This is a genomic window from Streptomyces sp. MZ04, assembly GCF_004684775.1.
GTDB lineage: Bacteria > Actinomycetota > Actinomycetes > Streptomycetales > Streptomycetaceae > Streptomyces.
In genome coordinates this window covers 17,589-38,724 of the sequence record NZ_SRIC01000024.1, presented here as the reverse complement: position 1 = coordinate 38,724, position 21,136 = coordinate 17,589, and the positions used below count along the sequence as shown (strand labels likewise).

Genomic DNA, 21,136 nt, shown 5'->3' with positions numbered 1-21,136 from the left:
GGTGGCAGAACCGTGCAGTGGACGAAACAAAGCGAACAAACTGTGTATGGAAACCGTTGGTTCACCGTCAACCTGGCGGATGTCGAGCTGCCGGACGGCCGGCATCTCGACCACTTCCTGATACGGCTGCGGCCGGTAGCCGTGGCCACCGTCGTCAACGAGGCCAACGAGGTGCTGCTGCTGTGGCGGCACCGCTTCATCACCGACAGCTGGGGCTGGGAACTGGCCGCGGGTGTCGTCGAGGACGGCGAGGACATCGCGTACGCGGCGGCCCGCGAGATGGAGGAGGAGACCGGCTGGCGGCCGGGCCCGTTACGGCACTTGATGAGTGTCGAGCCGTCCAACGGACTCACCGATGCCAGGCACCACATCTACTGGTCGGACGAGTGCACCTACATCGGCCATCCCGAGGACGACTTCGAGTCCGACCGCCGTGAATGGGTCCCACTCAAACTCGTCCCCGACATGGTGGCCCGTGGCGAGGTCCCGGCCGCCAACATGGCGGCGGCGCTGCTGCTCCTGCACCATCTGCGACTTGGCCAGGACGCGCGCTAGTGGCCGATCGCCTGCCAGACCGCCACGGCGAGCGCGCCAACCGCCGTGAGGGCGAGAAGGGCGGGCAGCGGCCAGCGAGTGTGCTCGAGTGCGGCGATCCGCACCGTCAGTTCGTCCTGGTTCTTGACGCTCTGTTCGTCGTGTTGGGTGAGCAACGCCAGCTGTCCGTCGACGCGGGCCAGGCCCACGTCCAAGCTGCGGCGTAACTCGGCGAGTTCGTGCGGGACCACGCGATGCTCGGGGTCGGCGGTCACGAGTCCGCTCCTTTCTGTAGCTGTCCATCCCCCTGATGCGCACGGAAAGTCAACTCGCCTGGTGGCCAAGGCGGGAGAGTGTGCGAAGGGCATATGCGAGCCCACCGCGCACACGGTGTGTGAATGCCGCGGGCCCGGCACTCTGTCGAGTGCCGGGCCCGTTGTGCGGTACGAGGTGCCGGGTGTCAGGCGTAGGGGTAGAAGCCCGAGCCGGACTTGCGGCCGAGCCGGCCCGCGTCCACCATCCGCTGGAGCAGCGGGGGAGCTGCGTACAGCGGCTCCTTGAACTCGGCGTACATGGAGTCGGCGACCGAGGCGACCGTGTCCAGGCCGATCAGGTCGGCGAGCTTGAGCGGGCCCATCGGGTGGGCGCAGCCCATCTCCATGCCGTTGTCGATGTCCTCGCGGCTGGCGATGCCCGACTCGAACATCCGGATCGCGGAGAGCAGATACGGGATGAGCAGCGCGTTGACCACGAAGCCCGAGCGGTCCTGGGCGCGGATCGCGTGCTTGCCGAGGATCTTCTCGACCATGGCCTGCGCGCGGCTGATCGTCCCCTCGGACGTCGTGAGCGCGGGGATCAGCTCGACGAGCTGCTGCACCGGGGCCGGGTTGAAGAAGTGTATGCCGATGACCTGGTCGGGACGCGAGGTCGCGACGGCCAGCTTCACCAGCGGGATGGAGGAGGTGTTGGAGGCGAGGATCGCGTCCTGCCGGGTCACCACCTGGTCGAGCACCTGGAAGATCTCGGTCTTGACCGCCTCGTTCTCGACGACGGCCTCGATCACCAGGTCGCGGTCGGCGAACTCCCCGAGGTCGGTGGTGAAGCTGAGCCGGGCGAGCGTCTCGTCCCGCTCCTCCTCGGTGATCTTGCCGCGCTCGGCGGCCTTGGAGAGGGAGTTGTAGAGCCGGGTGCGGCCGATCTCCAGGGCCTCGCCGGTGGTCTCCGCGACCATCACATCCAGTCCGGAGCGGGCGCAGACCTCGGCGATCCCGGCGCCCATCTGGCCACAGCCCACTACTCCGACGCGTGCGATGTCGGGCATAGAGTCGGTCACCTCGTGCCTTTCGCTGATCAACGGGCGGGCAGGTCCCCCGTTCGGATGCGGTGCCTGCCCCGCCGATGAACGTTACTCCCGAACCTCCGGTGCATGACGGACCGGGTCGGGCATGCTGTCCGGTACAGGCAGTGGTTCCGGCGGATATCGGGCTCAGGGGGCGAGCGGATGAGGCGTATGTCACGCCGTGGATTCACGGTGGCGGCGGCCGCGATGGTGGCGGGGCTCACAGCGGCGGGCGACGCGGCGGCGGTTCCAGGACGGGCTCGGTCACGTCGTGAACTGCGGGGGATGTGGCTGGCGAGCGTCGCCAACCGGGACTGGCCGTCGAGGCCGGGCCTCACCGCGGACGAGCAGCGTGCCGAGCTGATGGCGCATCTCGACACGGCCGTGCGGCGCCGGCTTAACGCCGTGATCCTCCAAGTGCGGCCCACCGCCGACGCGTTGTGGCCCTCGCCGTACGAGCCGTGGGCGGAGTGCCTCACCGGCGTGCAGGGCAAGCACCCCGGCTGGGACCCGCTGGGCACCGCGGTACGCGAGGCACACCGCAGGGGCCTCGAACTGCACGCCTGGTTCAACCCCTTCCGCATCGCCAACCACACGGACCCCTCGCGCCTGGTGCCGACGCACCCCGCACGCCTGCACCCGGAGTGGGTCGTGCCGTACGGCGGGAAGCTCTACTACAACCCCGGTCTGCCCGAGGTGCGGCGCTTCGTCCAGGACGCGATGCTCGACGCCCTGCGCCACTACGACATCGACGCGGTGCACTGGGACGACTACTTCTATCCGTACCCGGTGGCGGGGCAGGTCTTCGACGACGACGCCGCCTTCGCGCGCTACGGCGGCGGCTTCCCGGACCGGGCCGCCTGGCGCCGGGACAACATCGACCGCCTGGTGAGCGAGATGGCCGAGCGGGTCCACAAGACGCGCAAGGGCGCGGAGTTCGGGATCAGCCCCTTCGGGGTCTGGCGCAACGCCTCGACCGACCCGCTCGGTTCGGACACCCAGGCGGGCGTGCAGACCTACGACAACCTGCACGCCGACACCCGCGGCTGGGTCAAGAAGGGCTGGATCGACTACGTCTGCCCGCAGCTCTACTGGAATATCGGCTTCACCGTCGCCGACTACGGCAAGCTGCTGCCCTGGTGGGCCGATGTCGTCCGGGACACGGGCGTGCGTCTGTACGTGGGAGAGGCGCTCTACAAGGCGGGCGACCCGGCGCAGGCCGCGCCCTGGCAGGACCCGGCCGAGCTGTCGCGCCACCTCACCTTCGCCAAGGGGTTCCCGCAGGTGCGCGGGCACGTCTACTTCTCGGCGAAGGAGGTGGGCGTCGACAGGATCGGCGCCATGGCGCGGGTGGTCGCCGACCACTACCAGGAGCGGGCCAGGCCCTGACTCACTCCTCGTTGGTGGAAAAGTGCCGCACGACGGTGTCGGGACCCGGCGACATCAGGGTCTCGTGACCGTCCTCGAACCGGACGCGGTACGGAGGTGTGCCGTTCTCACCGAGCACCTCGATGACCTCCGCGGTCCGGTCGTGCTGCCCGACGATCCTGCCGTGCACCAATAGCCTGTCGCCTACGCTTGCACGCATTTGGAGCGACCTCCTTGTCCACCCGACGGTAGCGATCCGTGGCCATCAGTCTACGTCGGGTGGCGGCGCGAGGCTCCTAGCCGCGGGCCCGTTGGGTGACGGCGATGCACACGAGGACGGCGGCGGCCGTCAGCGGCGCGGCGATCGTGAGGTGCTCGCCGAGCAGGAACACCGACCAGACCAGGGTCAGCAGCGGCTGTGCGAGCTGCAGCTGGCTGGCCCTCGGTACGCCGATCACCGCCATGCCGCGGTACCAGACGACCAGGCCGAGGAACTGCGAGCCGATGGCGGCGTAGAGCAGCCCGGCGGTGCTGTGCCCGGTGAGCTGGAAGGGCTCGTACTGGAGGGCGACGGCCGCCCCCGCCACGGCGAGCGGCAGGCACAGGACGAGCGCCCAGCCGACGACCTGCCAGCCCGGCATCTCGCGGGCGAGCCGGCCGCCCTCGGTGTAGCCGGCCGCGCAGATGAGGAGTGCGCCGAAGAGGTAGAGGTCGGCGGTCGACAGGGCGCCGCCGCTCTGCTGGACGGTGAACGCGATCACCGCGGCCGCGCCCGCGAGGGCAGCCGTCCAGAACGTCCGCGAGGGGCGTGCCCCCGTGCGCAGCGCCGAGAACACGGCGGTCGTCAGCGGCAGCAGGCCCACGACCACGGCCGCGTGCGCGGTGGTGGAGGTCTGCAGGGCGAGCGTGGTGAGCAGCGGGAAGCCGACGACGACTCCGGCGGCGACGACCGTGAGCCCGGCCCAGTGGCGGCGCGCGGGGAGCGGGATCCGCAGGGCGAGCAGCGCGCCGCCCGCGATGACCGCGCTCAGGAGGACCCGCAGGGCCACGAAGGACCAGGGGCCGATGCCTTCGAGGCCCCACGCGGTGGAGGGGAAGGTGAGCGAGAAGGCGGTGACGCCGAGCGCGGCCATGACGGTGCCTGCGCGGCGGGAGCCGATCCGGGCCGGCTCGGGGCTCGTGGTGCTGCTCGCGGTCTCGGCAACTGCTATCCGACTCGGGCGAGTAGCGCTATCCTGTGCTGTCATGCATGAGAGTAGCAGTGTGGCTGAGTTGGCGAAACGGCTGAGGGGCGAGCTGGACCGCTACTCTCCGGGTGGAAAGCTGCCGTCGAGCCGGGCGCTGGTCGACCGTTTCAGGGTGAGTCCGGTGACCGTGTCGCGGGCCCTGGCGCAGTTGGCCGCCGAGGGGCTCGTCGTCACCCGGCCCGGGGCAGGTGTGTTCCGCGCGGAGCCGCAGGCCGCCCCCGCGCCGGTGGGGGACACCTCGTGGCAGGAGGTGTCGCTGAGCGCGGACTCGGCGGCGGAGCTGGTGCCGCGCGCGGTGGACGCCTCCGGTGTCCTGGTCACCCTCACGCCGCCGCCGCCCGGCGTCATCGAGTTCAACGGCGGCTATCTGCACCCCTCGCTGCAGCCCGAGCGCGCGATGGCGGCGGCGCTCGCGCGGGCGGGGCGGCGGCCGGGCGCGTGGGGGAGGCCGCCGGTCGACGGTCTTCCCGAGCTGCGGGAGTGGTTCGCGCGGGGCATCGGCGGCGCGATCACGGCCGCCGAGGTGCTGGTCACCGCGGGTGGGCAGAGCGCGCTGACCACGGCGCTGCGGGCGCTCGCCCCGCCGGGCGCCCCGGTCCTCGTCGAGTCGCCGACGTACCCCGGCATGCTGGCGATCGCCCGCGCGGCGGGCCTGAGGCCGGTCCCGGTGCCGGTCGACACCGACGGCGTACGCCCCCAGCTGCTCGAGGCGGCGTTCAAGGCCACCGGGGCGCGGGTCTTCGTCTGCCAGCCGCTGTTCCAGAACCCCACGGGGGCCGTGCTCTCCGCCGAGCGCCGACCCGAGGTGCTGCGCATCGCCCGCGAGGCCGGGGCCTTCGTCATCGAGGACGACTTCGTGCGCCGCCTGGTCCACGACGACGCGGGGCCGCTGCCACGGCCGCTCCAGTCCGACGACCCCGACGGCGTCGTGGTGCACGTCTGCTCGCTCACCAAGGCGACGTCGCCGAGCTTCCGGGTGAGCGCGCTCGTCGCCCGCGGCCCGGTCCTCGAGCGGCTGCGCGCGATCCAGGTCGTCGACCACTTCTTCGTACCGAGACCGCTCCAGGAAGCGGCGCTCGAACTGGTCGGCTCACCGGCCTGGCCGCGCCATCTGCGCCAGGTGGCGGGCGAGTTGAAGGACCGCAGGGACGCGATGGCGGCGGCCCTGCGCATCGGCCTGCCCGAACTGGCCGTGCCGCACATCCCCGCCGGCGGCTACAGCCTCTGGCTGCGCCTTCCCGACGGCATGAACGAGGCGGCCCTGGTGAGCGCGGCCCTGCGCGCGGGCGTCGCCGTCGCGCCCGGCCGCCCCTTCTTCGCGGCCGAACCCCCGGCGGCGCACCTGCGGTTGAGCTTCGCGGCGCTGGCGGGCGTGGGGGAGATCAAGGAGGGGGTGCGCAGGCTGCGTACGGCCTGCGACGAGGTGCGGGGTGCCGCGGACTGAAGGCCGTTCCGGCGGGCGAAATCCGCTCGACGGTCCGGCGGGGCGGCTGCCAGCCTGCCCCCATGACCGATACGCACCGGGCACTTCCCGACGGCTACGAGCTGTCCACCGACCCCGCCCGCCTCGACGCCGAGCGCGTCCACCGATGGCTCTCCACGGACGCGTACTGGGCGCTGGACCGGCCCCGCGAGAAGCAGGACCGGGCGATCGCCGGATCGCTCAACTTCGGCGTGTATGACGTGGTTTCGGGCGACCAGATCGCCTATGCCCGGGTCGTGACCGATCGCGCCACCTTCGCCTGGCTCTGTGATGTGTACGTCGACCGGGCGGTCCGTGGGAAGGGGCTCGGGAGCGCGCTCGTCGCGGCCGTCCGTGACCACCTGGAGCCGTACGGTCTGCGCCGGGTCCTGCTGGGCACGGCCGACGCGCACGGGGTGTACGAGAAGGTCGGTTTCAAGGCCCTTGAGGCCCCGGGGAATTGGATGGCGCTGGGGATGCAGTGAGCGGTGTCGGGGGCACCGCGGTCATCCGCGTACGCACGGTGAAACCTTGACCTGGGCTGCCGGGCACTCCACGATCACCGCATGCACGTACGTGTCTCGCTCATCGCCGCCGCGCGCAGCGCCTCGCTGCTCGCGGAGCGCTTCGACGACGACCGGCCGCTGGACCAGGCGGGCTGGCACGAGGTGCAGCTCGCCGCCCCCGCGCTGCTTCCGCTCGCCGCGGCCGAGCTGCGCTACTGCTCGCCCACGCCGCGCAGCCGCGGCACCGGCGACGCCCTGGGCTTCGCGCCGCTGGCCCAGCCGGCCCTGCGGGACTGCGACATGGGGCGGTGGCGCGGTCTGACGCTCGCCGATGTGACGGCGCGCGAGCCGTCCGCGGTCGACGCCTGGCTGCGGGATCCGCGCTCCGCGCCGCACGGCGGCGAGTCGCTCCTCGCGTTCATCTCGCGGGTCGGCGGCTGGCTCGACACGCGTCCGGTCGGCGACGGCTCCCGGATCCTGGCCGTGGCGGAGCCCGCGGTGGTCAGGGCGGCCCTCGTCTACGCCCTGAAGGCGCCCCCGTCGACGTACTGGAACATCGACGCCCGCCCGCTGTCGACGGTCACCCTGGCCGGTCACGGCGGCCGCTGGAACCTGCGGATCGCGGGGGCGGGGGAGAGCGCCGCCGCGCTCTAGGGCCTGTCCGATGGGTCCTGCCGGGGTCGCGACCCCTGGCACGCACCAGGGCCCGCTCGGCCCTGATCAATCTGCGCCCGGCGCCGAAGGCCGGCCTGACTCATCGGACAGGCCCTAGCCCCGTGCCGGTGCTCCCTGCCGTCGGTACTCGGTCGTGAGGATCAGGTCCTTGGCCGGGCCCGCGACCCGCCACCGCGTCCACCAGTGGTCCTCGTCGTACACCGCGAACTCGCCCCGGTAGAGGTCCTGCGCGCACGGATGGTCGGTGCGGTGCCGGCCGGTGCGCAGGTCGAGGTCGTGGAAGGGACGCCCGTCGGCGAAGCGGACGTCCGCGGTGCCGGGCGCCGCGCCCGGCAGGAAGCGCAGGGTGCGCTCGGCGGGGCGTGCGGTGCCCTGCCAGGTGAAGGTGCCCGACTCGTGGTGCAGGAGCCCGCCGTCGGCCCAGGTGAAGGCCGTCGCCCCCGAGAAGTGCCCCGCCGCGTCGCCCGCCAGGTCCCGTGCCGTCCGCTCCACCTGCCAGGTACCGGCCAGGTACCTCAGCACGTCGGGTACGCCGTACACCTCGGCTGCTTCATCCGGAAAGGGCATGCCCCGCAGGCTACGCGGGGCCGAGCCGGGGATGTCTACTTGTCGACGAACGTGAGGCTGCCCTCGTCGTAGCGCGTCCCGGCGACCGAGCCCGCGGGCGCCGCCGCGTCGATCGCGGCGAGCTCGTCGGGGGAGAGCTCGATGCCGGTCGCCGCCAGGTTCTCCGTGAGGTACTTCTCCCGGCGGGTGCCCGGAATCGGCACCACGTCGTCGCCGCGGTGCTGCACCCAGGCCAGGGCGAGCTGCCCCGCCGTGACGCCCTTCTCGGCGGCGAGCGCGTCCAGGGCCTCGACGACGGCCAGGTTCCGCTCCAGGTTCCCGTCGGCGAACCGCGGCTGGCCGCGCCGCATGTCACCTTCCTGAAGGGCGTCGGTCGAGGTGTAGCGCCCGGTCAGGAAGCCGCGGCCGAGCGGCGAGAAGGGCACGAGCCCGATGCCGAGCTCCCGGCACACGGGGGCGATCTCCGCCTCGAGGTCCCGGGTCCACAGCGACCACTCGCTCTGCAGCGCGGCGATCGGATGCACGGCGTGCGCCCGCCGGATCGTCCGCGTGCTCGCCTCGGAGAGCCCGAGGTGGCGCACCTTCCCGGCCTCGACGAGCTCGGCCATCGCGCCGACCGTCTCCTCGATCGGCACGCTCTGGTCCACGCGGTGCAGGTAGTACAGGTCGATGTGGTCGACGCCCAGGCGCCGCAGCGACGCGTCGCACGCCTCTCGTACGTACGCCGCGTCGCCCCGGATCCGTATCGGCTCGCCGAGCCGGTTGGCGAAGCCGAACTTCGTGGCGAGCACGGCGTCGTCGCGCCGCCCGGCCAGGGCGCGGCCGATCAGCTCCTCGTTGTGCCCGTTGCCGTAGAAGTCGGACGTGTCGAGGAGGGTGACCCCGAGGTCGAGCGCACGGTGGATGGTCGCGATGGACTGTGTGTCGTCCGCAGCGCCGTACGCGTGACTCATCCCCATGCAGCCGAGTCCCTGCGCCGAGACGGTGAGCGCGCCGAGGCGGCGTGTGGGAAGGGTGGTCATGCCGGTACCTCCAGGTGGAGCCAGGTGGACATGTCCGACCCTAGGAGCTGGAGTCGCCCCCAAGTCAAGGCAGTTATTCGGTGGCCGCGGCGCTCACGTCTGGTCGGCCGCCTGGTACAGCGCCGCCACGTCGATCTTCTTCATGCCGAGCATGGCCTGCATGGCGCGCTGGGCCCGCCCCTCGTCCGGGTCGGTCATGAGCTTGCCCAGGGCGTCGGGGACGACCTGCCAGGACAGGCCGAACTTGTCCTTGAGCCAGCCGCAGGGGCCTTCCTCGCCGCCTTCGGAGAGCTTCGTCCAGTAGTAGTCGACCTCTTCCTGGTCGGCGCAGTCGATGCTGAAGGAGACCGCCTCGTCGAAGGTGAACTCGGGGCCGCCGTTGATCGCGGTGTACGGCTGTCCGTCGAGTTCGAAGTCGACGGTCAGCACGGTCCCGGCGGGCCGCGGCCCTGCCTCTCCGTAGTGGGAGATGTTCTTGATCTTCGAGTTCGGGAAGACCGAGACGTAGAACGTGGCGGCGTCCTCGCTCTGGGTGTCGAACCAGAGATTGGGCGTGATGCGGGGCATGGCTCTCTCCTGCCGTTCGGTGGAGGCTGCGTCTGGCTGTCTGCCTGTCTTCTCTTCCTGTACTGACCGTGGTCCCTGCGGAAACTCATCGCTGCGACACAGCTGGAAAGTGCCTGGCGCATGCGGTCGATTCCAAGGGTGTCTGCCGCTCCGGAAGCGGGGCTCGGCAACGAGAGCCAAGTCGCCATCGAAGTCACCGCCACCGCCAACTGCGTCAACCCCGGCGGCCATGGCCCCAAGGCTGCCAACAAGCGGTCCGTGAGCCAACGTCGTGGTTGCTGACACCGCGCACGGTGTCGTCGCCAAGGTGCCCAGCACCTTCTGATCACTCTCGCGGCATCCTCGCATCAGCGGCCCGCGCGGCGACCCCACTCGCGGGCCGCGGCCTATGCGATGCGTTGCATAAACGTGCAGCGAGACGTATAGTCATGCCATCCAAGAGGAGGGTTCCATGGCGGTACGCGCAGCAGTGGCAGGGGCGAGTGGGTACGCGGGCGGAGAGCTGTTGCGTCTGCTTCTCGTCCACCCCGAGGTGGAGATCGGCGCCCTGACCGGCAACACGAACGCGGGTCAGCGCCTGGGCACGCTCCAGCCGCATCTGCTCCCGCTCGCCGGCCGCGTCCTGGAACCGACCACCACCGAGGCCCTCGCCGGCCATGATGTCGTCTTCCTCGCGCTGCCGCACGGGCAGTCCGCCGCCGTCGCCGAGCAGCTCGGCCCCGACGTCCTCGTCGTCGACATGGGCGCCGACTTCCGGCTGAAGGACGCGGGGGACTGGGAGGCGTTCTACGGCAGCGAGCACGCCGGCACCTGGCCCTACGGCCTGCCCGAGCTGCCGGGCGGCCGCGCCGCCCTCGAGGGGGTCAAGCGCATCGCGGTGCCCGGCTGCTATCCGACCGCCGTCTCGCTCGCGCTCTTCCCGGCGTACGCGGCGGACCTCGTCGAGGCCGAAGCGGTGATCGTCGCGGCGTCCGGCACCTCGGGAGCGGGCAAGGCGCCCAAGCCGAATCTCCTGGGTTCCGAGGTCATGGGCTCCATGTCGCCGTACGGCGTGGGCGGCGTGCACCGGCACACCCCCGAGATGATCCAGAACCTGAGCGCCGCCGCGGGTACGCCCGTCTCGGTCTCCTTCACGCCGACCCTCGCCCCGATGCCGCGCGGCATCCTCGCCACCTCCAGCGCGAAGGCGAAGGAGGGCGTCACCGCCGCGTCCGTCCGGGCCGCGTACGAGAAGGCCTTCGCCGACGAGCCGTTCGTCCACCTGCTCCCCGAGGGGCAGTGGCCCGCGACGGCCGCCGTCTACGGCTCGAACGCCGTACAGATCCAGGTCGCGTACGACGAGGCTGCGGGGCGCGTCATCGTGATCAGCGCCATAGACAACCTCACCAAGGGCACCGCGGGCGGCGCGGTGCAGAGCATGAACATCGCCCTCGGACTCCCCGAGGAGCTGGGACTTTCCACGATCGGAGTGGCACCGTGAGCGTCACGGCAGCGCAGGGATTCCAGGCGGCGGGCATCGCCGCCGGGATCAAGCAGAACGGCAACCCGGACCTGGCCCTCGTGGTCAACACCGGGCCCCGCCTGGCCGCCGCGGGCGTCTTCACCTCCAACCGCGTCAAGGCCGCCCCCGTCCTCTGGTCGGAGCAGGTGCTCAAGGGCGGCCTCGTCTCCGCCGTCATCCTCAACTCCGGTGGCGCCAACGCCTGCACGGGCCCGCAGGGCTTCCAGGACACGCACGCCACGGCGGAGAAGGTCGCCGAGGTGCTCGACGGGGTGAACGCGGGCGAGGTCGCCGTCGCGTCGACCGGACTCATCGGCGTCACGCTGCCCATGGACAAGCTGCTGCCGGGCGTCGAGACGGCCGCCGGTGAACTCTCCGCGCACGGCGGCGAGAAGGCCGCCATCGCCATCAAGACCACCGACAGCGTGCACAAGACGTCCGTCGTCACCAAGGACGGCTGGACCGTCGGCGGCATGGCCAAGGGCGCGGGCATGCTCGCGCCGGGCCTCGCCACGATGCTCGTCGTCCTCACCACCGACGCCGACCTCGAGGCCGACGTCCTGGACAAGGCGCTGCGCGACGCCACCCGGCTCACCTTCGACCGGGTCGACTCCGACGGCTGCATGTCGACCAACGACACGGTGCTGCTGCTCGCCTCGGGCGCCTCCCAAGTCGCCCCGGAGTACGCCGAGTTCGCCGACGCCGTCCGTGAGGTCTGCGACGACCTGGGACGTCAGCTGATCGGCGACGCCGAGGGCGCCAGCAAGGACATCAAGGTCGAGGTCGTGAACGCGGCGAGCGAGGCCGACGCCGTGGAGGTCGGCCGGTCCATCGCCCGCAACAACCTCCTCAAGTGCGCCCTGCACGGCGAGGACCCCAACTGGGGCCGGGTGCTCTCCGCGATCGGCACCACGTCCGCCGCCTTCGAGCCGGACCACCTCAACGTCGCCATCAACGGCGTCTGGGTCTGCAAGAACGGCTCCGTGGGCGAGGACCGCGAGCTCGTCGACATGCGCTACCGGGAGGTCGTCATCACCGCCGACCTGGCGGCGGGCGCCGAGACGGCCACGATCTGGACCAACGACCTCACCGCCGACTACGTCCACGAGAACAGCGCGTACTCGTCATGAGCAAAGACACGAGCGAAGACATGGGCAAGGACGCGAGCAAGGACGCGAGCAAGGACGCGAGCAAGGACGCCGGCAGCCAGCCCACCGCCCGGAAGCACACCGCGCTGCCCAAGGCGCAGATCCTCATCGAGGCGCTGCCCTGGCTGACCCGGCACCGCGGCAAGACGGTCGTCATCAAGTTCGGCGGCAACGCCATGATCGACGAGGAGCTGAAGGCCGCCTTCGCGCAGGACGTCGTCTTCCTGCACCACGCCGGTCTGAGGCCCGTCGTGGTGCACGGCGGCGGACCGCAGATCAGCAAGGCCCTGGACCGGCACGGCATCGTCAGCGAGTTCAAGGCGGGCCTGCGCGTCACCACCGAGGACGCCATGGACGTCGTACGCATGGTGCTCGCGGGACAGGTCCAGCGCGAGCTGGTCGGCCTGCTGAACCAGCACGGCCCGCTCGCCGTCGGCCTCACCGGCGAGGACGCGCACACCATCACCGCCACCAAGCACCAGCCCCGCATCGAGGGCGAGCTGGTCGACATCGGCCGGGTCGGCGAGATCACCGAGATCGACACGGGCGCCATCGAGGCCCTGCTCGCCGACGGCCGCATCCCGGTCGTCTCCTCGATCGCCCGCTCCCAGGACGACGGACATGTCTACAACGTCAATGCTGATACGGCGGCTGCGGCACTCGCTGCGGCGCTGGACGCCGAGACCCTGATGGTCCTCACGGACGTCGAGGGCCTCTACGAGGACTGGCCCAACAGCGACGAGGTGATCAGCCGCCTCACCGCCGCCGAGCTGGAGAAGCTCCTGCCCGAGCTGGCCAGCGGCATGGTCCCGAAGATGGAGGGCTGTCTGCACGCCGTACGCAACGGCGTCGAGACGGCCCGCGTGATCGACGGCCGCGTGCAGCACTCGATCCTCCTGGAGATCTTCACCGACGAGGGCATCGGCACGATGGTCGTGCCCGATCAGGACAGCACGGACACCGAGGGGGAGTCATGAGCAACCAGGAGCTGACCGCGCGCTGGCAGGGCGCGCTCATGGACAACTACGGCACGCCCAGGCTGCCCCTCGTGCGCGGCGCGGGCAGCAAGCTGTGGGACGCGGACGGCAAGGAGTACGTCGATTTCGTCGGCGGCATCGCGGTCAACGCGCTCGGCCACGCCCACCCGGCGATCGTCGAAGCCGTGAGCAACCAGATCGGCTCGCTCGGCCACGTCTCGAACCTCTTCGTCGCCGAGCCGCCCGTCGCGCTCGCCGAGAAGCTGCTCCAGCTCTTCGGGCGCGAGGGGAAGGTGTACTTCTGCAACTCCGGCGCGGAGGCCAACGAGGGCGCCTTCAAGATCGGCCGCCTGACCGGCCGTTCGCACATGGTCGCCACCGAGGGCGGCTTCCACGGCCGGACCATGGGCGCGCTCACGCTCACCGGGCAGCAGGGCAAGCGGGAGCCGTTCCTGCCGCTGCCCGGCGACGTCACGCATGTCCCGTTCGGCGATGTGGAGGCCCTGCGCGCGGCGGTCACCACCGAGACCGCCCTCGTGATCATCGAGCCCATCCAGGGCGAACTCGGCGTCGTCGTGCCGCCCGCGGGCTATCTGAAGGCGGCCCGGGAGATCACCGCGGCCACCGGGACGCTGCTCGTCCTGGACGAGGTGCAGACCGGAATCGGCCGTACCGGCCACTGGTTCGAGTACCTCGCGCACGAGGACGTCCAGCCGGATGTCGTCACGCTCGCGAAGGGCCTGGGCGGCGGTCTGCCGCTCGGCGCGACCGTCGCGTTCGGCGCGGCCGCGGAGCTGTTCAAGCCCGGTCACCACGGCACGACGTTCGGCGGGAACCCGGTCGCGTGCGCCGCGGGCCTCGCCGTCCTGGACACCATCGAGGCCGAGGGTCTCCTGGAGAACACCAAGCGGGCGAGCGAGAAGCTGCGCGACGGAATCGAGTCACTCGGACACCCGCTCGTCGGCCATGTCAGGGGCGCGGGCCTGCTGCTGGGTATCGTGCTCACCGAGCCGCTCGCGCCCCAGGTGCAGCAGGCGGCTCAGGACGCCGGCTTCCTGGTGAACGCGCCCGCCCCCGATGTCGTACGGCTGATGCCGCCGCTGAACGTCCGCGACGACGAGGTGGACGCGTTCCTCCGGGCCCTGCCCGGCGTCCTGGAAACGGCTGCCGAGGCGTTGAAGGCCTCCGAGGCCAACGGGGACGGACGATCCGGAGAATGAGACGACGATGAGTCATGCGCAAGGCAACGAGCACGCGGAGCACCCGGATCACACCGGGCCCGCGGTGCCGCAGACCCGCACCGCACGCCACCGCCGGATCGTGGACATCCTCAACCGGCAGCCGGTGCGCTCCCAGAGCCAGCTGGCGAAGCTGCTCGCCGACGACGGCCTGACCGTCACCCAGGCGACGCTCTCCCGGGACCTGGACGAGCTGAACGCGGTGAAGATCCGCAACGCCGAGGGCGACCTCATCTACGCGGTACCGAGCGAGGGCGGCTTCCGCACCCCGCGCGCGCCGCTGGGCGAGTCCGCCAAGGAGGAGCGGATGCGCCGCCTCTCCGCGGAGCTGCTGATCTCGGCGGAGGCCTCGGCGAACCTCGTCGTCCTGCGCACGCCGCCGGGCGCCGCCCAGTTCCTGGCATCGGCGATCGACCAGGCGGAACTGCACGACATCCTCGGGACGATCGCGGGCGACGACACGCTGATGCTGATCAGCCGGGAGGCTACGGGGGGTCAGGCGTTGGCGGACCACCTGTTGAGGCTGGCGTCGAACGAACACTGATCCGGGCCCCTGGGCCTCGGGCGCCGTTCATCACCGGCTTCGCCGAGTTCGTCCTCAAACGCCGGACGGGCTGAATTTCAGCCCGTCCGCCGCGCCCGGTGCGACATCCACGCGGCGACCAACGCCCCCGACACGTTGTGCCACACGGAGAACACCGCGGCGGGCAGCGCCGCGAGCGGGCTGAAGTGGGCCGTGGCGAGCGACGCCGCGAGGCCCGAGTTCTGCATCCCCACCTCGAAGGCCATGGCCCGGGATGCGGGCGGCCCGAGCCGCGCCAGCTTCCCCGCGCCGTACCCCAGTGCCAGCCCGAGCCCGTTGTGCAGCACGACCGCCAGGAAGACCAGCAGCGCCGCCGACTTGATGGCGGCCGCGCTGCCCGCGACGACGATCGCCACGATGACGGCGATGGTCAGGGCGGACAACCACGGCAGCGCGCTGAGCACCCGACCTATGTAGCGCCCGAAGAGCAGCCGCACGACAAGGCCCGCGATGACCGGGAGCAGCACGGTCTTGAGGATGTCCGTGACCATCGACCCCGCGTCCACCGGCAGATACTCGCCCGCGAGGAGCAGCGTCAGCGGCGGCGTGATGAGCGGCGCGAGCACGGTCGAGACGGTGGCCACCGAGACGGACAGGGCCACGTCGCCGCGCGCCAGATAGGTCACGACATTGGATGCGGTGCCGCTCGGCGCGCAGCCGACCAGGATCACGCCGGCCGCCAACTGCGGTGACAGGCCGAGCGCGTGGGCGATCAGCCAGCCGAGCCCCGGCATGATCACGTAGTGCGCGACCAAGCCGAGCGCGACGGCCCAGGGCCGCTTGACGACGCCCTGGAAGTCGAGCGGGGTCATCGTGAGTCCCATGCAGAACATCACGAGGCCCAGGAGGTACGGGACGTTCGTGCCCCAGCCCTCGAAGGTGTCCGGCGCTGCGAGGCCGAGCGCGCCGGCGGCGAGCACGAGGACGGGGAAGACCGTGACGGCGAGCCGGGCCGCCTTGTCGCCGCTCTCCGTCGAGTTGGGGATCGTCTGTTCGGTTTGCACCCGGCGATGCAACGCCGCCGTGGAGGGTGGACGCAACCGCGTCTCGATATGTGGTCGCTACACCTACGTAAGTGCCGTGCGTGCCGTGCGTGCCGTGCTCAGTAGCGAGTGATCGCCGTAGCCCCCGACGCGGTACCGATCGCCATGTGCGGCCGCCGCCCCTCATCCGCCCACCGCAGGATCCGTCGCATCGCATCCCCGGAGACCGACACGCAACCCGCCGTCGCCCCGCGCCCGTTGACGTGCAGGAAGATTCCGGCGCCGCGCCCGCGCACCGGGCGGTCGTAGTTGAAGCCGATCACCAGGGCGTGCGCGTACTGGGGGTCGTACGTGATGAGGTGCTCGGACTCGGTGGCGCGGCAGTCGGCGGGGCGTGGCTGAGTCCAGCGGTTGTAGGAGCGGGAGTTGTTGTCCTGGCACCACCAGGACTTCTTCGTCACGCGGCGGTAGGCGTAGTCCGTGCCGGACGGTGCGCGGTCGATGCCGAAGGCGTAGGGGAGGCGGAAGAGGCCCGTGGGCGTCGTGTTCGTGCCCTGCTTGCGCGTACCGCCCTCCGTCAGGCCCTTCGCGCCGAACCGCGCGGCCGCCGAGCCGGCCTTCGTCCACCGCCCCGCGCGCCGGTCCCACCACGTGACGGTGCCGGTGGTGGAGCCGGTGTGCGCGGCCCGTGCGGTGATGAGCTGGGTGCCGCCGCCGGTGTCGGCCATGCGGTCCGGGAGCGGCCTCCCGGCAGCGGGGCCGGAGCCGGATGCACCGGGCGCGGCTCCCAGGGTCGCGGCGGTGGCGAGCAGGGCTGCGGACGCGAGAGCGGCGGCACGTAGGCGCATGACTCAGACGGTAAGCGGCGGCAGCGGCAACGGCAGGCCCGGCAGGCCGTCGATGCTCTGCGCGATGTGCTCCTTCTTGGTGAAGTACGCGCTCAGCGACGCGTCGTCCTCGCGCCCGAAGCGCTTGGCGTGCAGATCGCGGTCCTCGTCGTACGACATGAAGGGAACGTTGTAGCCGCAGGTGTCACGGACGAGTTCGGCCGTCACGACGATGATCGCGCGCAGGCCGTGCGGGGTGGGGTCGATGTCGGGGAAGTGCCCGAGCAGCTCCGCCCAGCGCGGGTCGTCGCGGAAGACGGGCTCGCCGCGCCCGTGCACCCGGACGATGTTGGGCGGGCCCTGGAAGGCGCACCACATCAGGGTGATGCGGCCGTTCTCGCGCAGATGGGCGACCGTCTCCGCGTTGCTGCCCGCGAAGTCCAGGTAGGCGACGGTGAGTTCGTCGATGACCGCGAAGGATCCGGTCAGGCCCTTGGGGGAGAGATTGATCGTGCCGTCGTCCGCGAGCGGCGCGGTCGCGGTGAAGAAGATGGGCTGTGCCTCGATGAAGGTGCGGAGTCGGCCGTCTATGCGTTCGTGAGTCTTTCCCATGCCTAAGGATTATTCGCCAAAGATCCTTCGTCTGTCTAATTCTTCGCCTGTCTAATGACTTCGTGGGCCTCGGCGTGGTGTGACCGGATTGACGAATCATGCGGAGCACTGCATACTCATGCATAAGGAGAACGCACTGTAACGCGACCGCACCGTGAGGAGAAAGCCATGACCGAGCGCGTCGTACTCGCCTATTCAGGCGGTCTGGACACCTCCGTCGCCATCGGCTGGATCGCCGAGGAGACGGGCGCCGAGGTCATCGCCGTCGCCGTGGACGTCGGCCAGGGCGGCGAGGACCTGGACGTCATCCGCAAGCGCGCGCTCGCCTGCGGTGCCGTGGAGGCCGAGGTCGCGGACGCGAAGGACGAGTTCGCCGAGGAGTACTGCCTCCCGGCGATCAAGGCCAACGCCCTCTACATGGACCGCTACCCGCTGGTCTCCGCCCTCTCGCGGCCGACCATCGTCAAGCACCTCGTGGCCGCCGCCGAGAAGCACGGCGCCGGGATCGTGGCCCACGGCTGCACCGGCAAGGGCAACGACCAGGTGCGGTTCGAGGCCGGCATCTCCGCCCTCGGCCCCGGCCTGAAGTGCATCGCCCCGGTCCGTGACTACGCGATGACGCGGGACAAGGCGATCGCCTTCTGCGAGGAGAGGCAGCTCCCGATCGCCACCTCCAAGAAGTCCCCGTACTCCATCGACCAGAACGTCTTCGGACGGGCCGTCGAGACGGGTTTCCTGGAGGACATCTGGAACGCGCCGATCGAGGACATCTACGAGTACACCTCGAACCCCGCAACGCCGCGCGAGGCCGACGAGGTCGTCATCTCCTTCGAGCGGGGCGTCCCGGTCGCCGTCGACGGTCGCCCCGTCACCGTCCTGCAGGCCATCCAGCAGCTCAACGAGCGCGCGGGCGCGCAGGGCATCGGCCGGATCGACATGGTCGAGGACCGGCTCGTCGGCATCAAGTCCCGTGAGGTGTACGAGGCGCCGGGCGCCATCGCGCTCATCACCGCGCACCAGGAGCTGGAGAACGTCACCGTCGAGCGCGAACTGGCCCGCTACAAGCGGCAGATCGAGCAGCGATGGGGCGAGCTGGTCTACGACGGCCTGTGGTTCTCCCCGCTCAAGCGCGCCCTGGACGGCTTCATCGACGAGGCCAACCAGCACGTCACCGGCGACATCCGGATGACCCTGCACGGCGGCCGCGCCGTCGTCACCGGCCGGAAGTCCGGCGAGTCCCTCTACGACTTCAACCTCGCGACCTACGATTCGGGCGACACCTTCGACCAGTCCAAGGCGCAGGGCTTCATCGAGATCTTCGGTCTCTCGTCCAAGATCGCGGCGCAGCGTCAATTGCGGGCATAGCCCGACGGGACCTCTCGTAACTACCCCTTTCAAGGAGCACGTGCAGTGAGCAGCAACAGCGGTGACGTCCGGCTCTGGGGCGGACGGTTCGCCGACGGGCCCGCCGAGGCCCTGGCGAAGCTTTCCGCGTCGGTCCACTTCGACTGGCGCCTCGCGCCGTACGACATCGCGGGGTCCCGCGCCCACGCGCGCGTGCTCCACAAGGCGGGGCTGCTCACCGAGGACGAGTTGACCCGCATGCTGGCCGGGCTCGACCGGCTCGAGGCCGATGTCGCCGACGGCTCGTTCGTGGGCACCATCGCCGACGAGGACGTACACACCGCCCTGGAGCGCGGTCTGCTCGAGCGGCTCGGCCCGGACCTCGGCGGCAAGCTGCGCGCGGGCCGGTCGCGCAACGACCAGGTGGCGACGCTCTTCCGGATGTACCTGCGGGACCACGCCCGGATCGTCGGCGGTCTGATCGCCGACCTCCAGGGCGCGCTCGTGGGCCTCGCCGAGGCGCACCCGGACGTCGCCATGCCGGGGCGCACGCACCTCCAGCACGCCCAGCCGGTGCTCTTCGCCCACCACGTCCTTGCCCACGTCCAGTCCCTCTCGCGGGACGCCGAGCGCCTGCGGCAGTGGGACGAGCGGACCGCCGTGTCACCGTACGGTTCGGGCGCCCTCGCCGGATCGTCCCTGGGTCTCGACCCGGAGGCGGTCGCCAAGGACCTCGGCTTCGAGCACGGCAGCGCGGGCAACTCCATCGACGGGACGGCATCCCGGGACTTCGCCGCGGAGTTCGCCTTCATCACCGCGATGATCGGCGTGAACCTCTCCCGGATCGCCGAGGAGATCATCCTCTGGAACACGAAGGAGTTCTCCTTCGTCACCCTCCACGACGCCTTCTCGACCGGCTCGTCGATCATGCCGCAGAAGAAGAACCCCGACATCGCCGAGCTGGCGCGGGGCAAGTCGGGCCGCCTCATCGGCAACCTGACGGGCCTGATGGCCACCCTCAAGGCGCTCCCGCTCGCGTACAACCGCGACCTCCAGGAGGACAAGGAGCCGGTCTTCGACTCCTGCGACCAGCTGGAGGTCCTGCTCCCCGCCTTCACCGGCATGATGGCCACGCTGACCGTGCACCGCGAGCGCATGGAGGAGCTGGCCCCGGCCGGCTTCTCGCTCGCCACGGACATCGCCGAGTGGCTGGTCAAGCAGGGCGTGCCGTTCCGTGTCGCGCACGAGGTCGCCGGCGAGTGCGTCAAGGAGTGCGAGGCGCACGGCATCGAGCTCGACCAGCTGACGGACGAGCAGTTCGCCAAGATCTCCGAGCACCTCACCCCCGAGGTGCGCACCGTCCTGAACGTCCCCGGCGCTCTGGCGTCCCGCAACGGCCGCGGCGGCACCGCGCCGTCGGCCGTCGCCGCCCAGCTCGCCGAGGTCAAGGCCGACCTGACCGTGCAGCAGGAGTGGGCCGCGGCGCGCAAGTAGCGCAAGCGCCTCGCCGGCCGCGTCGACTTGGGGCATCGCGGGTTACGTTGGTCGCCATCCGCAAGGAGCCGACCGAACGGAGCCCGCGATGCCCTTCGCCCGTCTGGCAGCAGCGACCACCCCCACCGCGCACATCGGGTTCGGCCTGGCCGCCATCGGCAGGCCCGGCTACATCACGCTCGGCCGCGACGCCGACCTGCCGCCCTCGCGCAGCGTCGAGGCCCTGCGCGAGCGCACCCTCGAACTCCTCGACGCCGCCTACGCGTCGGGGGTCCGCTACTTCGACGTGGCGCGCTCCTACGGCCGCTCCGAGGAGTTCCTCGCCGACTGGCTGCACGCCAGGCCCGACATCCGGGACGTCGTCGTCGGCAGCAAGTGGGGGTATACGTACACGGCCGCCTGGCACACCGAGGTGGACGGCCCGCACGAGGTCAAGGACCACAGCGTCGCCGCGTACGTCCGTCAGCGCGAGGAGAGCGCCGAACTGCTCGGCGACCGGCTCGACCTCTACCAGATCCACTCCGTCACGCCCGAGAGCCCGGCCCTGGGCGACAAGGAGCTGCACGCCAGGCTCGCCGACCTCGCGGCCGAAGGAGTGACGGTGGGCCTCTCGGTGAGCGGCCCGGAACAGGCGGCGGCGATCCGTGCCGCGCTCGCCGTGACCGTCGAGGGCGAGCCGCTCTTCCGTACGGTCCAGGCCACGTACAACGCCCTGGAGACCTCGGCCGAACCGGCGCTCGCCGAGGCCCATGACGCGGGGCTCACGGTCCTGGTCAAGGAGGGCATGGCCAACGGCCGCCTCGCGGGGGAGCACGCCCCGGCCGCCCTGCGCGAGGTCGCCGACGCGACCGGGCTCGGCTGCGACGCGGTGGCCCTCGCCCTGGCGCTGCGCAAGCCGTGGGCGGGCGTCGTCCTGTCCGGGGCGGCCACCTCGGTCCAGCTCGTCTCCAATCTGCACGCGGCGGCCGTCGACCTCGACGCGGAGCAGCTGGAACGGCTCGCGGGGCTCGTGGAGGAGCCCGCCGTGTACTGGGAGCGGCGCGGGCAGCTGCCCTGGAACTGACCGGCCCCGCCGGTGACTGACTGGTGACCCGCCGGTGAGAGTCATTCATATCTCGTGAGACAAATTTGTCTCACATGGC

At 71.0% G+C, this 21,136-nt stretch carries 23 protein-coding genes; 13 read left to right on the top strand and 10 right to left on the bottom strand.

The window, feature by feature from the left end:
• The first annotated feature begins 12 nt into the window (after positions 1–12).
• On the top strand, positions 13–555 hold the full coding sequence (locus tag E2651_RS08490) for an NUDIX hydrolase (protein WP_135330414.1): 543 nt from the start codon (positions 13–15) through the stop codon (positions 553–555).
• Here the strand turns inward: E2651_RS08490 and E2651_RS08485 are convergent.
• Together E2651_RS08485 and E2651_RS08480 are read right to left on the bottom strand one after the other, a co-directional pair.
• On the bottom strand, positions 552–809 hold the full coding sequence (locus tag E2651_RS08485) for a hypothetical protein (protein ID WP_135330413.1): 258 nt from the start codon (positions 807–809) through the stop codon (positions 552–554). The two genes, E2651_RS08490 and E2651_RS08485, sit on opposite strands and share 4 nt — an antisense overlap.
• Before the next feature lie 185 nt (positions 810–994).
• The gene (locus E2651_RS08480; protein WP_135330412.1) at positions 995–1,855 is read right to left on the bottom strand and encodes a 3-hydroxybutyryl-CoA dehydrogenase; all 861 of its coding nucleotides are present in this window, start codon (positions 1,853–1,855) and stop codon (positions 995–997) included.
• Between the two features lie 180 nt (positions 1,856–2,035).
• On the opposite strand from E2651_RS08480, the gene E2651_RS08475 reads away from it, so the two are divergent.
• On the top strand, positions 2,036–3,262 hold the full coding sequence (locus E2651_RS08475) for a family 10 glycosylhydrolase (RefSeq protein WP_135330411.1): 1,227 nt from the start codon (positions 2,036–2,038) through the stop codon (positions 3,260–3,262).
• Between the two features lies 1 nt (position 3,263).
• On the opposite strand, the gene E2651_RS08470 is transcribed toward E2651_RS08475, so the two are convergent.
• Together E2651_RS08470 and E2651_RS08465 are read right to left on the bottom strand one after the other, a co-directional pair.
• Positions 3,264–3,461 (bottom strand): DUF1918 domain-containing protein, encoded by a 198-nt coding sequence (locus E2651_RS08470; RefSeq protein ID WP_135330410.1) that lies wholly within the window; start codon positions 3,459–3,461, stop codon positions 3,264–3,266.
• A gap of 76 nt (positions 3,462–3,537) precedes the next feature.
• Entirely contained in the window at positions 3,538–4,488 is a 951-nt protein-coding gene (locus E2651_RS08465) for a DMT family transporter (RefSeq protein WP_135330409.1), read from the bottom strand.
• On the opposite strand from E2651_RS08465, the gene E2651_RS08460 reads away from it, so the two are divergent.
• From E2651_RS08460 to E2651_RS08450, 3 genes are all read left to right on the top strand, one after another.
• On the top strand, positions 4,487–5,932 hold the full coding sequence (locus E2651_RS08460) for a PLP-dependent aminotransferase family protein (protein WP_135330408.1): 1,446 nt from the start codon (positions 4,487–4,489) through the stop codon (positions 5,930–5,932). The genes E2651_RS08465 and E2651_RS08460 overlap by 2 nt on opposite strands.
• Before the next feature lie 62 nt (positions 5,933–5,994).
• Complete coding sequence (locus E2651_RS08455) at positions 5,995–6,435, top strand: GNAT family N-acetyltransferase (RefSeq protein WP_135330407.1); 441 nt, start codon at positions 5,995–5,997, stop codon at positions 6,433–6,435.
• Between the two features lie 81 nt (positions 6,436–6,516).
• Entirely contained in the window at positions 6,517–7,110 is a 594-nt protein-coding gene (locus E2651_RS08450; protein ID WP_135330406.1) for a histidine phosphatase family protein, read from the top strand.
• Between the two features lie 114 nt (positions 7,111–7,224).
• On the opposite strand, the gene E2651_RS08445 is transcribed toward E2651_RS08450, so the two are convergent.
• The 3 genes from E2651_RS08445 to E2651_RS08435 form a co-directional block, all read right to left on the bottom strand.
• Entirely contained in the window at positions 7,225–7,698 is a 474-nt protein-coding gene (locus E2651_RS08445; RefSeq protein WP_135330405.1) for a DUF6314 family protein, read from the bottom strand.
• Positions 7,699–7,733: 35 nt separating this feature from the next.
• Positions 7,734–8,720 (bottom strand): aldo/keto reductase, encoded by a 987-nt coding sequence (locus E2651_RS08440; protein ID WP_135330404.1) that lies wholly within the window; start codon positions 8,718–8,720, stop codon positions 7,734–7,736.
• 93 nt (positions 8,721–8,813) lie between these two features.
• Positions 8,814–9,287 carry a VOC family protein gene (locus tag E2651_RS08435; RefSeq protein WP_135330403.1) on the bottom strand — a complete coding sequence of 158 codons (474 nt, stop codon included), beginning with the start codon at positions 9,285–9,287 and terminating at the stop codon, positions 8,814–8,816.
• A gap of 451 nt (positions 9,288–9,738) precedes the next feature.
• On the opposite strand from E2651_RS08435, the gene argC reads away from it, so the two are divergent.
• From argC to E2651_RS08410, 5 genes are read left to right on the top strand one after another with little or no spacing between them, the layout of a single operon-like run.
• Positions 9,739–10,767 (top strand): N-acetyl-gamma-glutamyl-phosphate reductase, encoded by a 1,029-nt coding sequence (gene argC, locus E2651_RS08430; RefSeq protein WP_135330402.1) that lies wholly within the window; start codon positions 9,739–9,741, stop codon positions 10,765–10,767.
• Positions 10,764–11,918 carry a bifunctional glutamate N-acetyltransferase/amino-acid acetyltransferase ArgJ gene (gene argJ / locus E2651_RS08425; RefSeq protein ID WP_135330401.1) on the top strand — a complete coding sequence of 385 codons (1,155 nt, stop codon included), beginning with the start codon at positions 10,764–10,766 and terminating at the stop codon, positions 11,916–11,918. Before argC ends, argJ begins: the two co-directional genes overlap by 4 nt.
• Before the next feature lie 20 nt (positions 11,919–11,938).
• The gene (gene argB, locus E2651_RS08420; protein ID WP_245238674.1) at positions 11,939–12,913 is read left to right on the top strand and encodes an acetylglutamate kinase; all 975 of its coding nucleotides are present in this window, start codon (positions 11,939–11,941) and stop codon (positions 12,911–12,913) included.
• Positions 12,910–14,133: an acetylornithine transaminase gene (locus E2651_RS08415; protein ID WP_135330400.1), complete on the top strand. Its 1,224-nt coding sequence runs from the start codon at positions 12,910–12,912 to the stop codon at positions 14,131–14,133. The genes argB and E2651_RS08415 overlap by 4 nt, the downstream gene beginning before the upstream one ends.
• 7 nt (positions 14,134–14,140) lie before the next feature.
• Complete coding sequence (locus E2651_RS08410; RefSeq protein WP_135330399.1) at positions 14,141–14,695, top strand: arginine repressor; 555 nt, start codon at positions 14,141–14,143, stop codon at positions 14,693–14,695.
• Between the two features lie 77 nt (positions 14,696–14,772).
• Here E2651_RS08410 and E2651_RS08405 read toward each other — a convergent pair whose 3' ends face one another.
• From E2651_RS08405 to E2651_RS08395, 3 genes are all read right to left on the bottom strand, one after another.
• A complete protein-coding gene (locus E2651_RS08405; RefSeq protein WP_167828739.1) occupies positions 14,773–15,738 on the bottom strand; it encodes a bile acid:sodium symporter family protein in 966 nt (321 codons plus the stop codon).
• A gap of 98 nt (positions 15,739–15,836) precedes the next feature.
• Positions 15,837–16,565: a L,D-transpeptidase family protein gene (locus E2651_RS08400; protein ID WP_135330398.1), complete on the bottom strand. Its 729-nt coding sequence runs from the start codon at positions 16,563–16,565 to the stop codon at positions 15,837–15,839.
• Between the two features lie 3 nt (positions 16,566–16,568).
• On the bottom strand, positions 16,569–17,156 hold the full coding sequence (locus tag E2651_RS08395) for a pyridoxamine 5'-phosphate oxidase family protein (RefSeq protein ID WP_135330397.1): 588 nt from the start codon (positions 17,154–17,156) through the stop codon (positions 16,569–16,571).
• A 168-nt stretch (positions 17,157–17,324) separates the two neighbouring features.
• On the opposite strand from E2651_RS08395, the gene E2651_RS08390 reads away from it, so the two are divergent.
• The 3 genes from E2651_RS08390 (at position 17,325) to E2651_RS08380 (ending at position 21,057) form a co-directional block, all read left to right on the top strand.
• Positions 17,325–18,521, top strand: coding sequence for an argininosuccinate synthase (locus E2651_RS08390; protein ID WP_135330396.1), 1,197 nt, complete (start codon positions 17,325–17,327; stop codon positions 18,519–18,521).
• A 45-nt stretch (positions 18,522–18,566) separates the two neighbouring features.
• Positions 18,567–19,994 carry an argininosuccinate lyase gene (gene argH, locus E2651_RS08385; protein WP_135330395.1) on the top strand — a complete coding sequence of 476 codons (1,428 nt, stop codon included), beginning with the start codon at positions 18,567–18,569 and terminating at the stop codon, positions 19,992–19,994.
• Positions 19,995–20,082: 88 nt separating this feature from the next.
• Positions 20,083–21,057, top strand: a complete 975-nt coding sequence (locus tag E2651_RS08380) for an aldo/keto reductase (protein ID WP_135330394.1) — start codon at positions 20,083–20,085, stop codon at positions 21,055–21,057.
• Positions 21,058–21,136 lie beyond the last annotated feature (79 nt).

Bases quoted from the DNA above. Each gene is read 5' to 3' on its own strand.
- E2651_RS08470 (WP_135330410.1), bottom strand. From the start codon at position 3,461: ATGCGTGCAAGCGTAGGCGACAGGCTATTGGTGCACGGCAGGATCGTC.
- E2651_RS08390 (WP_135330396.1), top strand. From the start codon at position 17,325: ATGACCGAGCGCGTCGTACTCGCCTATTCAGGCGGTCTGGACACCTCC.
- E2651_RS08410 (WP_135330399.1), top strand. From the start codon at position 14,141: ATGAGTCATGCGCAAGGCAACGAGCACGCGGAGCACCCGGATCACACC.
- E2651_RS08440 (WP_135330404.1), bottom strand. From the start codon at position 8,720: ATGACCACCCTTCCCACACGCCGCCTCGGCGCGCTCACCGTCTCGGCG.
- E2651_RS08435 (WP_135330403.1), bottom strand. From the start codon at position 9,287: ATGCCCCGCATCACGCCCAATCTCTGGTTCGACACCCAGAGCGAGGAC.
- E2651_RS08445 (WP_135330405.1), bottom strand. From the start codon at position 7,698: ATGCCCTTTCCGGATGAAGCAGCCGAGGTGTACGGCGTACCCGACGTG.
- E2651_RS08465 (WP_135330409.1), bottom strand. From the start codon at position 4,488: ATGACAGCACAGGATAGCGCTACTCGCCCGAGTCGGATAGCAGTTGCC.
- E2651_RS08380 (WP_135330394.1), top strand. From the start codon at position 20,083: ATGCCCTTCGCCCGTCTGGCAGCAGCGACCACCCCCACCGCGCACATC.
- argB (WP_245238674.1), top strand. From the start codon at position 11,939: ATGGGCAAGGACGCGAGCAAGGACGCGAGCAAGGACGCGAGCAAGGAC.
- E2651_RS08475 (WP_135330411.1), top strand. From the start codon at position 2,036: ATGAGGCGTATGTCACGCCGTGGATTCACGGTGGCGGCGGCCGCGATG.
- E2651_RS08455 (WP_135330407.1), top strand. From the start codon at position 5,995: ATGACCGATACGCACCGGGCACTTCCCGACGGCTACGAGCTGTCCACC.
- argC (WP_135330402.1), top strand. From the start codon at position 9,739: ATGGCGGTACGCGCAGCAGTGGCAGGGGCGAGTGGGTACGCGGGCGGA.
- E2651_RS08395 (WP_135330397.1), bottom strand. From the start codon at position 17,156: ATGGGAAAGACTCACGAACGCATAGACGGCCGACTCCGCACCTTCATC.
- E2651_RS08480 (WP_135330412.1), bottom strand. From the start codon at position 1,855: ATGCCCGACATCGCACGCGTCGGAGTAGTGGGCTGTGGCCAGATGGGC.
- E2651_RS08400 (WP_135330398.1), bottom strand. From the start codon at position 16,565: ATGCGCCTACGTGCCGCCGCTCTCGCGTCCGCAGCCCTGCTCGCCACC.
- E2651_RS08415 (WP_135330400.1), top strand. From the start codon at position 12,910: ATGAGCAACCAGGAGCTGACCGCGCGCTGGCAGGGCGCGCTCATGGAC.
- E2651_RS08450 (WP_135330406.1), top strand. From the start codon at position 6,517: ATGCACGTACGTGTCTCGCTCATCGCCGCCGCGCGCAGCGCCTCGCTG.
- E2651_RS08460 (WP_135330408.1), top strand. From the start codon at position 4,487: ATGCATGAGAGTAGCAGTGTGGCTGAGTTGGCGAAACGGCTGAGGGGC.